The sequence below is a fragment of the Gemmatimonadota bacterium genome (genome assembly GCA_021295815.1).
Taxonomy (GTDB): Bacteria; Gemmatimonadota; Gemmatimonadetes; order Longimicrobiales; family Gaopeijiaceae; genus JAGWBQ01.
In genome coordinates, this window is sequence record JAGWBQ010000020.1 from 1 (window position 1) to 13337 (window position 13337).

The 13337-nt window shown below is 66.9% G+C and carries 14 protein-coding genes; 10 read left to right on the top strand and 4 right to left on the bottom strand.

The window, feature by feature from the left end:
- Nucleotides 1-216: 216 nt before the first annotated feature.
- Nucleotides 217-942 (bottom strand): SOS response-associated peptidase, encoded by a 726-nt coding sequence (locus J4G12_08750; GenBank protein MCE2455884.1) that lies wholly within the window; start codon nt 940-942, stop codon nt 217-219.
- A gap of 466 nt (nt 943-1408) precedes the next feature.
- Here J4G12_08750 and J4G12_08755 point away from each other — a divergent pair, with 466 nt between their 5' ends.
- The 9 genes from J4G12_08755 (at nt 1409) to J4G12_08795 (ending at nt 7024) form a co-directional block, all read left to right on the top strand.
- Entirely contained in the window at nt 1409-1831 is a 423-nt protein-coding gene (locus tag J4G12_08755; GenBank protein ID MCE2455885.1) for a 6-carboxytetrahydropterin synthase, read from the top strand.
- Between the two features lie 32 nt (nt 1832-1863).
- Nucleotides 1864-2409: a GTP cyclohydrolase I FolE gene (gene folE, locus J4G12_08760; protein ID MCE2455886.1), complete on the top strand. Its 546-nt coding sequence runs from the start codon at nt 1864-1866 to the stop codon at nt 2407-2409.
- 6 nt (nt 2410-2415) lie between these two features.
- The gene (locus J4G12_08765) at nt 2416-3030 is read left to right on the top strand and encodes a hypothetical protein (GenBank protein MCE2455887.1); all 615 of its coding nucleotides are present in this window, start codon (nt 2416-2418) and stop codon (nt 3028-3030) included.
- A gap of 151 nt (nt 3031-3181) precedes the next feature.
- The gene (locus J4G12_08770; protein MCE2455888.1) at nt 3182-3634 is read left to right on the top strand and encodes a tetratricopeptide repeat protein; all 453 of its coding nucleotides are present in this window, start codon (nt 3182-3184) and stop codon (nt 3632-3634) included.
- Nucleotides 3631-4062: an OsmC family protein gene (locus J4G12_08775; GenBank protein MCE2455889.1), complete on the top strand. Its 432-nt coding sequence runs from the start codon at nt 3631-3633 to the stop codon at nt 4060-4062. Before J4G12_08770 ends, J4G12_08775 begins: the two co-directional genes overlap by 4 nt.
- The gene (locus J4G12_08780; GenBank protein MCE2455890.1) at nt 4055-5992 is read left to right on the top strand and encodes a long-chain fatty acid--CoA ligase; all 1938 of its coding nucleotides are present in this window, start codon (nt 4055-4057) and stop codon (nt 5990-5992) included. The genes J4G12_08775 and J4G12_08780 overlap by 8 nt, the downstream gene beginning before the upstream one ends.
- Nucleotides 5989-6303: a divalent-cation tolerance protein CutA gene (locus J4G12_08785; GenBank protein ID MCE2455891.1), complete on the top strand. Its 315-nt coding sequence runs from the start codon at nt 5989-5991 to the stop codon at nt 6301-6303. Before J4G12_08780 ends, J4G12_08785 begins: the two co-directional genes overlap by 4 nt.
- Nucleotides 6304-6497: 194 nt before the next feature.
- Nucleotides 6498-6650, top strand: coding sequence for a hypothetical protein (locus J4G12_08790; protein ID MCE2455892.1), 153 nt, complete (start codon nt 6498-6500; stop codon nt 6648-6650).
- Entirely contained in the window at nt 6647-7024 is a 378-nt protein-coding gene (locus J4G12_08795; protein ID MCE2455893.1) for a hypothetical protein, read from the top strand. The genes J4G12_08790 and J4G12_08795 overlap by 4 nt, the downstream gene beginning before the upstream one ends.
- A gap of 84 nt (nt 7025-7108) precedes the next feature.
- On the opposite strand, the gene J4G12_08800 is transcribed toward J4G12_08795, so the two are convergent.
- Genes J4G12_08800 through J4G12_08810 form a run of 3 tightly spaced genes read right to left on the bottom strand, consistent with a single transcriptional unit; the run spans nt 7109 to nt 10195 of the window.
- Complete coding sequence (locus J4G12_08800) at nt 7109-8668, bottom strand: DUF445 family protein (protein MCE2455894.1); 1560 nt, start codon at nt 8666-8668, stop codon at nt 7109-7111.
- Between the two features lie 34 nt (nt 8669-8702).
- Entirely contained in the window at nt 8703-9641 is a 939-nt protein-coding gene (locus J4G12_08805; protein ID MCE2455895.1) for a hypothetical protein, read from the bottom strand.
- A 14-nt stretch (nt 9642-9655) separates the two neighbouring features.
- The gene (locus J4G12_08810) at nt 9656-10195 is read right to left on the bottom strand and encodes a hypothetical protein (GenBank protein MCE2455896.1); all 540 of its coding nucleotides are present in this window, start codon (nt 10193-10195) and stop codon (nt 9656-9658) included.
- 309 nt (nt 10196-10504) lie between these two features.
- Here J4G12_08810 and J4G12_08815 point away from each other — a divergent pair, with 309 nt between their 5' ends.
- Nucleotides 10505-13300: a TonB-dependent receptor gene (locus J4G12_08815; protein ID MCE2455897.1), complete on the top strand. Its 2796-nt coding sequence runs from the start codon at nt 10505-10507 to the stop codon at nt 13298-13300.
- The last annotated feature ends 37 nt before the right edge of the window (nt 13301-13337 follow it).

Sequence of the window (13337 nt, forward strand, 5' to 3'; positions counted from 1 at the left end):
TCGAGGGCGTCCGCAACGAATCCCCCACCGCTCCCGCTCGCCAAGGCCTCAGACTCAGGCTCGACTTCGTCTTCTGAGTCGCAGCCGACGCCGCGAGCGCCACCCGCCATGCGTTCCGCCCCACCCAGGCTTCCGGCGACCTCCGCCTCGACCTCCGTCGTCGCCGGTCCGCCACAAGATCCAGTGATTCCGTAGGGCTATCTCTGGAACGCGACACTAGAAAAATGATCCCTGTTCCTCCGCAGGGGGGCGGGTGTCCCAATCGGTGGGCTCCCTGATCGTTTCGCCGCACGGGTCCGCGCAGGACGGATCGTCGAAACGCACGTTGTTGACTCGACGGCCCACGGGGACGAGCTCCAGCCGGTCGTCGGCCGAGGGGTGCAGGCACGTTCGGGCGACGTCGTCGAAGCGGCCGGTGAGCCAATCCTCTTCGGTTCTCGCGTCGAGCACGACCGGCATCCGACCATGAAGGGGGCGCAGCAACCGGTTCGCGGCGGTGGTCAGGATCACGCCCGACCTTGCGCTTCTCTCCGCCGAGGCGGGCGCAAGCAGCGCGGCCAGCGCCATGGGCCTACCGTCCCTGCGCCGAACAAGGTAGGCGCGCTTCACGCCGGACTCATTGCGCCACTCGTAGAAGGCGTCCGCAAGCACCGCGCCCCGATCCGAGCGTACCAGGTCCCTGAAGAGCGGCCGCCTGGCTACGGTTTCCGAACGCGCGTTGATGACGAGCCTAGATGCCGGCCCATCCGGCCGGATACCCCAACTGACGAACTCCAGGGCGCGTCCACGCCTGCCTCCGCCGCGAACGACGAGGATCGGCTCGGTCGGTGCGAGGTTGTAACGTGGGCGGGGAGGATCCGGGAGTTCGAGGCGCGGAGGAAGGGCGCCGAAGATCTCGGCCAGATCCTCGGGGAGGCTCCAGAGAGCGATTCTGCCGCACATGCCCGATCTTACTTGGAGGGGACCTAGGCCGCCACCTACCGGCTCGATGGGGTTCCGGCCACGGTGGCCGGTCCCCGCCTCCTCTCCCCGGGGCACGGGGGCCGGGAGGCCTTCCGACATTACCCCTTGTCACCGGGCCTCCGTCCATGTACCTTCCGGTCGCGTGTGGGAAGGCCGTGTTTTGAGCCAACACTTGAGACTTCGGGACTGATCTCGCGGTGGACGTCAAGCCCCCGATGAGGGGACTTCGGAATCTGCGGGGATGTTGCAAAACTTACTCCCGGGCTTCAGACCAGCCCTTCCCATGCGCCGAGGGTCGGGCATTTTGCCGCATGGCGGGTGCTCGGCCCCGTTTTTTCTCCCGGCATTCCATTCGGCCCGTGGACAAAATTTCGCACGGAAAAGCGGCGCGGCGCATCGGCGGCTTGCGCGGAGTGTCCGTCACCGCCGGCCGCCCGTTGACGTGATTCCGCGAGTGCGGGTCACCCGCCGCCTTCACTTTTCGTCCGCGCACCGCCTGTTCAATCCGGATTGGTCCGACGAGCGGAACCGGGAGATCTTCGGCGACTGCTCGAATCCGGCCTGGCACGGACACAACTACGACCTCGACTTGACGGTCGAGGGGCCGGTGGATCCGGAGACCGGATACGTCATCGACCTCAAACTGCTCAAGGACATCGTCGAGCGTCGGGTGATCGCCCATGTGGACCATCGCAATTTGAACACGCAGGTCGATTGGCTGGAAGGCGTCAACCCCACCACCGAGAATCTCGCCGTGGCGATTTGGGATCGGCTGGAAGGGACCCTGCCCGCAGGCGTCAACCTCTCTCGAATCGTCCTCCACGAGACCGAACGCAACTCGGTCGAGTATGCCGGGCCGGGCCGTTGAGCCCGTCCCCCGGGAGCCTCAGGGAAGCCTCGCTGGAAGAGATCTTCGTGGAAGTGCTCAGGCGGATCGGCGAGGACCCGACCCGGGAAGGGCTGCTGCTGACGCCCCAACGGATGGCCGAAGCGTACGCCTTTCTGACCAAGGGTTACGCCGAGGAACCGCAGGAGGCGGCCGGGTCGGGCGTCTTCGAGGCCGAGGGCGGCGGCATGGTGATCGTGCGCGACATAGAGCTCTACTCCCTCTGCGAGCACCATCTGCTCCCGTTCTACGGCAGGGCCCACGTCGCGTACATACCCGACGGACGCATACTCGGGCTCTCCAAGCTCGCTCGCCTGGTCGAGGTCTTCGCGCGCCGCCTTCAAATACAGGAGCGTCTGACCGATCAGGTGGCCGACGCGATCCGCGACACGATCGCGCCCCGGGGCGTGGGCGTGGTGATCGAGGCTTCGCACCTGTGCATGATGATGCGGGGTGTGGAGAAACAGAATTCGGTTACCATCACCTCCGCCATGCGCGGCGTCTTCCTCGACGACGTTCGCACCCGCTCGGAGTTCGTCGAGCTGGTCAAGAAGCGCTGATCGGAGGTGCATCCCTACCTCACCGACGTGCTCACCTGCCCTCGCTGCGGTCCGGACTTCGGCCTCGTGCTTCGGGCGGACGAGATGGCGGACGGGCGGGTGCGCGCGGGGTCCATGGGATGCCCGAACTGCCGCGACGCCTTTCCTGTCGCCGCCGGATTCGCCGATCTGCGGGCGCCGCCCCGCCGCGAGCTCCTCGGTCCGACACCTCGCAAGCCGATGATCGACGCCGCGAACCTCCCGGCTCTGCTCGGCCTGGTCGACGGAACCGGCCGGATTGTCCTGGCGGGCGCTCCAGCGGTCCTGGGAGAGGAGATCGCGCAAGTGCTCCCGAACGCCGACGTGGTGGGGATCGACGACTCTCTCGGCGGCCGGCCCGAGTCGCGGCTCTGGAGCCGCATGGCGGCGCGCCCCGGCTTTCCCTTTCGCACCGGCGTAGCTCGCGGCTGCGTGGTGGATGCCCGGCTCGGAGATCGGATCCTTGAAGAAGCGGTGCGCGTCGCGATGCCGAGGTCCCGGATCGTGATCACCCATGCGGACGAGGCGGTCGCGGAGTGGATCGCTGAAAGCCCCGCGAAAACGCTCGTTTCCGGAGGTATCACCGTGGTGGCGACGGGGTAGAAGGACGCCTGGTGCAGGACCGCACGCGGCGGGCTCCCTCAAGGGTGCGCATCGGTTATTCCGTCCGGGGCATCTTGGTGGTACGTTATCCTGCGTGCCATCGCTACCGAGGGCATCGCCGAGCACCGGGATCGGAGCTATAGGATCATCCATGGCCATCTGGGGCAACATCTTCAAGCGTCAGCGACGAACCTTGGAAAAGGTGGATTACCTGCAGGAGGGCGCCGACCTGCTCTCCAGCGGCAAGTTCAAGGAGGCGCTGACCTCGTTCAAGTTGGCCCTGCGAGACGCCCCCCGCGATGCCTGGATCCTCCAGCAGATCGCGATCTGCCATACCAGGATCGGCATGACGCACGAGGCCGAGAGGAATTACCGGCTCGTCCTGGAAGCGGATCCCGACGCCCCCGGAGCTCATTACGGGCTGGCCTTTCTCCTGCTGCGAGAGCAGAAGGTGGAGGAGGCCGCTCAGCACCTGGAGGCATTTCTGGCAAAGGCCCCGACCATACCGGAGGCTGCCGAACACGTCAACCACGCCGCGACGACCCTCGAAGGACTGAAGATCGAGCTGGCCCGGGGCGGGGCGGGCGAGGGAGGTCGGCGATGACGAAGTCCGATCTGAGAAGAGCTCGTCTGACCTGGTCCGGCGAGGGTCTGAGTTTCACAGGCGGCCCGGAGGGCGTTCCGGCCGTGACCATCGACGGTGACCGCGGCGACGGGCCCTCCCCGATGGACACCCTCCTCCTGGCGCTCGCGGGGTGCATGGCTATCGACGTGCGCTACGTGCTGGAAAAATCGAGGGTCCCGCTCACGGCTCTCGAGGTGGAGATCAGGGGAAGGCATGCCGAAGATATTCCCCGTAAGTTCACTCACATCGAACTTCTCTACCTGGTCGACGGCCCCGAGGCCGAGCACCGGCCCAGGGTGGACCGGGCTATCGAGCTCTCCCGCGACAAGTACTGCTCGGTCCTGCATTCCCTCGACCCGGCCATCGCTTTCAGCATCGAGGTCGAGGTCGGCGGGCACGATGGATGACGACCTGAAGGCATTTTCAACCCAGGGATCTCTGCCGGCGGACGCCACCCTCACCGGGTTCTTCGCCGAAGCCGTGGATCGCCATGGAGATGACAGGGCTCTCGAGTACGTCGATTCCTCCGGGACGCCGAGGGGATACACGTACGCGCAGGTCTTCGAGCTGGTGCGCCGCATAGCCGATGCGCTCGCGAGAAGTGGAATCGAGCGCGGGGAACGGGTCGCGATCATCTCCGGCAATCGTCCCGAGTGGGCCCTGGCGGATTACGGCTGCCTGGCGGCGGGGGCGGTGGTGGTACCGATCTACCCGACGCTTACCGCGCCGCAGGTCGCCTACGTGCTTCGCGATTCCGGGGCCCGACTCGTCATGGCGGAGAACGACGAGCAGGCCGAGAAGGCGGTCCGGGCGAACGAGGAACTCGACACGCCGGTCGAAGTGGTCCGTTTCGAGACTCGACCGCCCGGCGGCTCCTGTCCGCTGGGAATGGACCGGTTGGCCGGAGGGATGGACGGGCTGGCCGAACTGGGCCGGGTGGTGGAGCCCGACGGATCCGAAGCCCCGCCGCACGGGCCGGGTGGACAAGACGCCCCGGTTTCGTTGGGAGCGTTCATGGCCGAGGCAACCGACGAGGACGCCTCCGACCCCGAGGCCTTCAGGGCCAAGCTTCTCACCGTCGCGCCGGACGATGTCGCCACCATCATCTACACGTCGGGGACCACCGGTGACCCCAAAGGCGTCGTGCTGAGCCATCACAACATCGCCTCGAACGTCCACGCGAGCGCCGAGGCCATCAGGCTGGGACCGGAGGACACCACCCTCTCCTTCCTGCCTCTCTCCCATGTCTTCCAGCGAATGGTCGACTATCTCTGCTTCTGGAGGGGATGCAGGATCGCCTACCCGCGCGTGGTTCCCGACACGCTCATGGAGGACATGCGCATCCTCCGGCCCACCATGGTCGCCGCGGTTCCCAGGATTTACGAGCGGATACACGCCCAAGTGACCTCGGCGCGGGGCCTGAAGGGCCGATTGGTCGGCCGGGCCGTCAAGATCGCCGACCGGGTGGCGGAGCGCAGGCTGGCCGGCAAGGAGCCTTCCGCCCTCCTTCGCCGCGAGTACGGTCTGTACGACAGGATCGTCTTTTCCAAGGTGAAAGCGGCAGTTGGCGGCAGGGTGCGTTTCTTCGTAAGCGGAGGCGGGCCCCTGGCCCCGGAGCTGAACCGCTTCTTCTACTCCATCGGGCTCACCATACTCGAAGGATACGGCCTCACCGAGACCAGTCCGGTGACGAACGTCAACTCGGACGAGCACTTTCGCATCGGAAGCGTGGGCCGGCCCGTGGCGGGAACCGAGATCCGCATCGCGGACGACGGCGAGATCGAGATCCGGGGACCGCAGGTGATGCAGGGATACTTCAATCGTCCTGAGGCCACGGCGGCCGTGATCGACGAGGACGGATGGTTCGCGACGGGCGACATCGGAAGGATCGACTCGGACGGATTTCTCCACATCACCGACCGCAAGAAGGACCTGATCGTCACCGCCGGTGGCAAGAACGTTGCTCCCCAGCCCGTCGAAAACCGGATCAAGCTGCATCCGCTGGTCGAGCAGGCGGTGATGATCGGCGACCGCCGGCCCTACTGCATCGTGCTGATCGTTCCCGACTTCGCGGCGCTGGGGGCCTGGGCGGCCGACAACGGGATCGACCGGCACGGCAGCGACCTGTCGAAGGATCCGGCCGTGGTCGCCCACATCGAGACTGCGGTGGCCGCGGCGTGCGACGGTCTGGCCTCCTTCGAAACGCCTCAGCGCGTCGCGTTGCTCCCCGGGGATCTCACCATCGACAACGGGTACCTGACCCCGACCATGAAGGTCAAGCGCAACGTGGTCGCCGCGCGGATGTCGCGTGTCATCAACAACACCTATGCCGGATGATCGCCCTGGTGCTGGTGACGGCGCCGGCGGCCGAAGCGGCCGGCCTGGCGAGCGTACTGGTGGAGGAAGGACTGATCGCCTGCGCCAACCTGAGTCCCGTTCGTTCGATCTACCGGTGGAAGGGTGAACTGTGCGACGACGCCGAGACGTTGCTGGTGATGAAGACGACCGCCGAGCGACTCGATGACCTGGAATCCCGGGTCGGTGAGCTCCACTCCTACGATGTGCCGGAGTTCGTCGTCGTCCCTACGAGCGGCGGCAACGAAGACTACCTGCAATGGGTGCGGGGGGAGACGGCAAGTCCGGACTGACGGGGTCCCGTTCCAGGAACCGGTAGCGAACCCACCCCTCTTTACCGCCGTACCAGCCTGAGCTCGAGGAGCAGCCCACGTGGCGCAAACCCCCTTCCAGCGGTATATTCCGGTCGCCTTGGAGTGAGACGGGCCGAGTCGCCCGGAACCCCGGGCTTTCGCCCACCACCTCCCACTCGCAACCCACTCCCGACATGCGCGAGCTTGTTCCCGGCGGCTACCTCTTCACCCACGGAGTCTTCTGGGCCGTAGTGGCCTTGGTAGCGGTCGGCACCAACGCCGTGCCGATCATTCTGGCGGTCGGGATCCTATTGCTCGCGTTCGAAACACTCTTCAAACAGGGGTGAGCTTCGGCATCCTCTCGGCCGGCGCCCAGGTCGTCCGTTCCGTTCAGGAGGCTGCGGATTCGCTGAACGCCGATTCGCTGGTTGCGGAGCTGACTTCGGATTCGGCTGCGGTGGAGCCGTTCTTCCAACTGCCCACCGGACCGGCGCTGTTCGTGCTGATCGCCGGAGGCGCCCTTTCTCTGCTCCTCGGGTTGTGGATCGGGCGTCCGACTCCAGGCGAACTGCGGGAGAACGCCGAGGAGATCATGTCGTCGGGCTACGGCCGCCGCAGGAAGGTCGCGCGAGCCTTCACCCCGATCGCCTGGCTCCAGCGCAACATCTCCGCGAGACGAGACCGGTCGGGAATCTCGATCAAGCGTCCGGGGGAGGACTGAGGGGGCGGAGCTCATCCCCTCCGGTCACCCGCTCGGCGGAAAGCGTGCCCGGGCCGGCGACAGGCGGTACCCGAACAGGCGCCGTCAGCCGAGCACCATCTCCACCAGGGCCAGCCCGCCACCGATCGCGCCTCCAAGAAGGAATCCGAGCCGGATGATGAGGCTGATCTCCCGTCGGCTCACCTGACGGATAAGCTGTTCCACCCGGGACATGGGGAAGTTCAGCACCTTGGCTTCGACGCGTCTGGAGATGTCGATCTGCCGCACCGCGCTCGGAATCTGCGTTTGCAGCCAATCCCACAACGGGTCGCCCAGGGCTTTCTCGATCCGTTCCGCACTGTCGGCCGGAAGCCACTCGGCCGGCAGGCCGACGGGTCGATCGACGAGGCCGCCCGCGATCTGGTGCACGGCCCGTTCGAGTTGCGTGCGGACTCCGTCCGACCGGGCGGTATCGACGATGAAACCGGCGATCTTCTCGGGGGGCACGTACTCCATCACCTCGCCCCAGGTCTTCCCACGCAGGTTGTCGACGCCCGCGAGCAGGCTGTCGTCGAGAAACTCCCGGGTCGCCGGGTTGCGAATCAGATCGACGAGCCAGACGCCGAGCGAATCCCGGGTCTTGGCGACGGCTTCGGGACCGACGACCTCGGCGATGGGTCTGCGAGCCAGGTCGGCGATCCCGTCTCTGATCCGCCGCGAGATCACCTGCTGAACCGCCGAGTCGCGTAGGAGCTCGGTAAGTCGGTCGGCCCCTTCGATCCGGATGGCGCGCACGACCTGGTGAACCGCGGTGTCGTTCACGAAAATCTTGGCCATGACCCGCTTGGGGAAGGCCTGCTCGCCCACGAAGCGCTGGATGACCTCGCTGATCGCGGATTCGACGCGCTTGCGCACCGCACGGTCGTCGAGGAGCTCTCCCAGACGGCCCGCCGCTAGCGGCAGGTAGGCCGAAATGACCTCTTCGACGGGATGAATGAGGTCGGCGGGCAGGGCCTCCTCGAAGCTCGTCCCCTTCGCCACCAGACCTTGGCTCGCAGACTCCAGGCAGTGGCCCACGGCGGACTCGATCCCCTTGCCGGCCACCACGTCCTTGAAAATGGTTCCTGCGGTTTCCTGCAACGACTGGGTCCTGCCGGGGGTCAGAAATCGCCCCACCCGCACCGAACTGATCTCGGCCGATGCGGCCCGCGTGCGCTCCAGGGTATCCCGGGTGAAGCTCTCGGAGCCGATGTATTCCTCGAGCCCGGAGACCACGTTCGCCGCCACCTGTTCCAGCAGCCGCGCCAGATCTTCGGACACCGACTCCGGCACCAGTTCGCGGAGGGAGCCGTGTCGGGTGTTGAGGGCGTCGTCGATCACCTGGGCCAGTCCGGTGTCGAACGCTCGTCTGAATTCCGGCTCGCCGAAGGTGTCCGCGAGGTCGGCGGGCGTGAGCAGTCTGTTGCCGACCATCCCGCCCACGGCCTTTGCCAGACGAGGCTGCGACTTGGGGATCGCGCCCTGGAGGTGGCGCACGGTCCAGCGCCCGAAGAGTTTGGGCGGTCGGTAGGGGTGGAAGAGCATCCAGACGGCCAGCGTGTTGGTGATGCCGCCGGCCAGCGCCCCGAAACCAACCTTCAACAGGACCGCCAGCAGAGGCGTCACGAACGGTTGGGGGTTTCGAGTCGAGGCCTCGGGATCATTCCCTTCCCTGTATGACCGCGCCCCGGGCGGGAGACGCGCCGCTCCCCGAATCCAGGGTTCCGGAAACGCCGAAGGCTGCGAGCCCCGGAGCTCCGGCCTCGTTCCGTTCCGGCACTGACGCCGCTCCGGTGAGGACCACGAGCTCGCCGTCGAGCGCACCGTTCTCCGAGGAGAAACGGATGGATTCCGTCTCGCCCTCCTCCGTTCGCGTGGCGATCACCCGGGCGGCGAGAGCCGGACCGGCGAACGGTTCCCCCTGGACGACGGCCCACACCTGACCGAGGGAGTCGGCCTCGGCTCTCGGGAGCTGAAGCACCGCCATGGTGCCGTCCTCGGTGGTCACGAAGAGCCAGTCGGCGGGACGTTCGGCCTCGCTGGGACGAGCCCTCGTGTGTTCGAGAATCACGCCGGGACGCGGGTCGGGCCCGACACCGCGAAACCGGGCCCGGAAGAGCCTGAAACGGGCACCCCCTCCGCTTCCCTCCGCCAGAATGGCGAGCACCTCGAGCTCCATGGCGGTATCGGCCATCGCGATGATGCTTTCGGGTTCCCCGCCGCTCCCCACGATCAGGCGCAGCGCGTCCCAAGGCAGGAGGCGTCCCGCCGCCCTCGTGTAGGGCGTGGTCCAGCGTTGGTCGAGGATCGGAACCGGTTCGGAGCCTGAGAGGATCCAGGCCCGGGCCGACCTTTCCACGTCCGCCCCCCGCGTCCGAGCCTCGATGAGCCAGGGCGATACCACGTCGCCCATGGGTTCCACGAAGACAAATGCCAGCTCGTGGATCGAGTCTGCGGCGGGTGCCGGGGGCGAGAGCTCGGGGCCGCCGCCGTTCGACTCGCCGCCGTTCCGCACCTGGTCGCAAGCGGCCAACAGGACGATGCAGAACGCCGCGGCCCAGCGCGGATGCGGCGTCGTTCGACCGCAGGCAGGCCTCATGCGCCAGGTCGGCCTCATTTTTCAAGGGGCCGGACGACGCGGCCGGCCTCGGGCGCCGGGATGAGTATGAGGCCGGGAAGGGCTTCAACCGCGAGATCGAGACGACGAAGGAAACGGTTGACGTTGCCCCGGCCGAGGTACGACCTGCCGAAGAAGACCTTCCGCGCCTCGACCCGTATGTCGACCTGGGTCTGACCGCAGGCGTCGAGCCGGATCCGCACCCGAATCTTCTGCTTGCGTCCGCCTAGGAAGTACCGCCGCGAAATGTCGATGGCGCCCGCCTCGTCGTCCGCCCGGACCGCGGACCAGCCCCGCAGATCCGCGACCAGCGCCATCGCCGCCGTCCAGACATCGTCAAAGGGTATGGCGTACGTGCGCCCGCGAAGGCGGGGTCGGGGGTAGTCGGGGGCGGTCGATACGCGACGCGGTGCGGCGGGGCTTGCTCGGCCCAGGTCAGCCCCGGGGGCCTGCGTCCCGATCGCCCTTGTCCGGTTCGCTTTCTCCCCGGCCGGCGCCGACCCGCGCAGCCCGACCTCGCTCACGGCGAACGGCATTCCGATCGAACGTGTGTCATGGGCGGTCCCTTTCGATGTCTCATGGTCGGTTCTTCGCGCGGTCCGCAGACAACTTACACCGCGGAGGCCGCACGGTACCGCCGCCGCGCGCGTCTGTCCAGCAGTCCGGGGCCCAGGCCGCCTGCGAAGTCCGACGGCCGCCCGCCCGGTGACAGCCGGCAGCCGCCTCCGTGACGGAAAACCGCCGCCTGCCCGGATTTACCGCTCCGTTACCGAAGCCCCCTAAGTCCGTTTACGTAGCCGCCCTATCCTTCCCGTACCGACACCGCAGCCTCATCCAAGGAACACATGAAGCCAACCCACACGGTCCGGACCCTGCCCACCCTCCTCACCCTCTTCCTGGTCGCGTCGCCCGGCGCGGCGCAGGAGTCGGCAAGGATCATCGGTCGCGTTCTGCACGCGCAGACAGCCCAACCCATCGTCGGCGCGCAGGTCGCCGTCGACGGTGGCGCCTTGGGCGGGGCGCTCACGGATCTCGATGGACGGTTCGTCACCCCCCCGGTACCTGTAGGCACGGTCACGGTAACCGTGAACATGATCGGTTACCACACCAAGACGGTCACAGATGTCGAGATCGCGGGAGATCGTCCGACCGTTATCGATTTCACCATGACCGAAGCCACCCTCGAACTGGAGGGGATCACGATCTCCGCGCGGCGCGAACGAGGCAGCCAGGCCTTCCTGCTCGACGAGCGTCGAACCTCCGCCTTCCTGGTGGACGCCGTCGGTTCGACCGAGATCTCGCGCCGTCCGGATTCCGACGCCGCCGAGGTGGCCAGACGTCTAAGCGGCGTGACCGTTTCCGAAGGCAAATACGTCTTCGTGCGCGGCCTGGGCGAACGTTACTCCCAAACCACCCTGAACGGCTCGTCGCTGCCCTCGCCCGAGCCCGAACGCGAGGTCGTCCCGCTCGACCTCTTCCCCTCGGGCTTCCTGCAGAGCCTCCGGACTCAGAAATCGTATACGCCGGACCTGCCCGCCGACTTCTCGGGCGGCTCGGTCAAGATCGAGACCAAGGACTTCCCGAGCGAGACCGTTCTCCGTTTCGGCGTGGGCTCCTCGGCCAACACCAACTCGCAGTTCAGGAGCGGCTATCTGAGCTACGCGGGCGGCGGTCGCGACTGGATCGGCATCGACGACGGCACCCGCTCGCAGCCCCAGGCTCTCGAAGAGGCTCTCGGTCCCATAGACAGCGGCGAGCGCCTGCCGGCCAACGCAGGCCAGATCATCACGCTGGGCGAGACGCTGCGGAGCTACGGACAGGGGTTCAACCCGTCCTCCGGCGCCACGCCGGTCAACCGCAGCCTCAACGCCTCGATCGGAGGGCGCACCGACCTCTTCGACGAGGGCGAACTCGGGTACTTCATCGCCGGCACCTACGGCGACAACTACACGCTGCGCGAGAACGAGCAGGAGCGGAAGTGGCGGAGTTCGGGCTTCGATCCGCAGATTCCCGAAAACCTGCGCACGCCAAACGTGGACTACAACTTCACCCGGGGCACGCGCAACGTCACCTGGGGCGGGATCGGCAATATCACGTTCAAGTTCAACCCCGAACAGAAGCTCTCCCTTCGCACCACCGCGTCGCTATCGGCCGACGACGAGGCGCGCAGCTACATCGGCGAGAACCAGGAGGACATAGGCGGCGTGGTTCGCTCCGAGCGGCTGCGCTTCGTATCGCGGCTCATGCTCTGGAGCCAGCTCTCCGGCGAGCACGCCATCGCGGGTTCGCGTCTCGAATGGAGGGCCACCGGCGCCCGGGCCACGCGCGACGAACCCCTCATGCGCGAGGCGGTCTACCTTGAAGACGACGGCGAATTCTTCCTCCTGCCCATCGGCGAGTCCGGCCGCTACTTCTGGAGCGACATGTCGGATCGGGATGTCTCCTTCGCTCTCGACTGGCAGCTCCCCCTCGACTTCCTCGGGGATCGAGCCTCTCTCAAGATCGGCGGAGAGGGGCGCGAGCGCTCGCGCGACTTCGCCGCCCGGCGTCTGAACTGGAATTTCCTCGGTACCACCGTGACCGACCTCGACGCCGCACTTGCCAATGCGCGGATCGTCTCCAACGCCCGTCGTCGAGGCGAGTTCGCTCTGCGGGACATCGTCGAACCCGGCGATCTCTACGACGCCACCGACCGGCGCTTCGCCGGCTACGGCCTCCTCGACTTTTCGGCAGGCAGACTGCAGGCCGTCCTCGGCGCTCGCGTCGAGGCGTACGAGCTTGGGCTCCGCTCGCGCGGCGACACGCTTGCCGGCATCGATCAGCTCGACATCGCGCCCTCGGTCAACCTCGTCTTCGCCGCGCGCGACGACTTCAGAATCAGGGCGGCCGGAAGTCGCACCGTGGACCGTCCCGAATTCCGCGAGATGGCGCCCTTCCAGTTCACCGAGGCCACCTCCCTTCGCCAGCTCTTCGGCAACCCCGATCTCGTTCCCGCTTCCATCACGAGCGCCGACCTGCGCTTCGACTGGTTCCCCGGCCCGGGCGAGATGCTCTCGGTGGGCGGGTTCACGAAGCGGATGACCGACCCTGTCGAGCAGGTCTTCATCGCTGCCGCCTCCACGGCCTACTCCTTCCAGAACGCAAAGGACGCCACGGTCCTGGGCATCGAGATGGAGGGTCGGCTCCGGCTCGATCGAATCGCGGAAGCGCTCCTTCCCTACTCGGTCCAGGCCAACTATTCGCTCATCACCTCCGAGGTCGAGGTCAGGGAAGGCGCCGGCGGCTTCAACCCCACCAACCTCACCAGGCCTCTGGAGGGACAGGCGGCGTACGTCCTCAATGCAGGCGTCAACTACGGCGACGGCCGTGTGGAGTGGGGACTTTTCCTCAACCGTTTCGGCGACCGGCTCACGGCGGCCGGCGGAGATGGCGTGCCCGATCTCTTCGAGAAGGCTCGCAGCCAGGTGGACGCCACCTTCGGCTTTCCCCTCCCGACCGGAGCCGCCGCCAAGTTCAAGGCCACCAACCTACTCGACGCCGGCTACCGATTCGAGCAGGAAGCGAACGGCATCGTCCAGGTGCAGAGACTCTATACGACCGGCCGCACCTTTTCGGTCGGGCTCTCGTGGGAGCTGCGCTGACCCTGCTCCCCAACCCCAAACTCCCACATACGGAGAG

What these genes read in the sequence shown, in the direction of transcription:
- J4G12_08785 (MCE2455891.1), top strand. Translation starts at nt 5,989, where the DNA reads ATGATCGCCCTGGTGCTGGTGACGGCGCCGGCGGCCGAAGCGGCCGGC.
- J4G12_08770 (MCE2455888.1), top strand. Translation starts at nt 3,182, where the DNA reads ATGGCCATCTGGGGCAACATCTTCAAGCGTCAGCGACGAACCTTGGAA.
- J4G12_08775 (MCE2455889.1), top strand. Translation starts at nt 3,631, where the DNA reads ATGACGAAGTCCGATCTGAGAAGAGCTCGTCTGACCTGGTCCGGCGAG.
- J4G12_08815 (MCE2455897.1), top strand. Translation starts at nt 10,505, where the DNA reads ATGAAGCCAACCCACACGGTCCGGACCCTGCCCACCCTCCTCACCCTC.
- J4G12_08750 (MCE2455884.1), bottom strand. Translation starts at nt 942, where the DNA reads ATGTGCGGCAGAATCGCTCTCTGGAGCCTCCCCGAGGATCTGGCCGAG.
- J4G12_08805 (MCE2455895.1), bottom strand. Translation starts at nt 9,641, where the DNA reads ATGAGGCCTGCCTGCGGTCGAACGACGCCGCATCCGCGCTGGGCCGCG.
- J4G12_08790 (MCE2455892.1), top strand. Translation starts at nt 6,498, where the DNA reads ATGCGCGAGCTTGTTCCCGGCGGCTACCTCTTCACCCACGGAGTCTTC.
- J4G12_08810 (MCE2455896.1), bottom strand. Translation starts at nt 10,195, where the DNA reads ATGCCGTTCGCCGTGAGCGAGGTCGGGCTGCGCGGGTCGGCGCCGGCC.
- J4G12_08780 (MCE2455890.1), top strand. Translation starts at nt 4,055, where the DNA reads ATGGATGACGACCTGAAGGCATTTTCAACCCAGGGATCTCTGCCGGCG.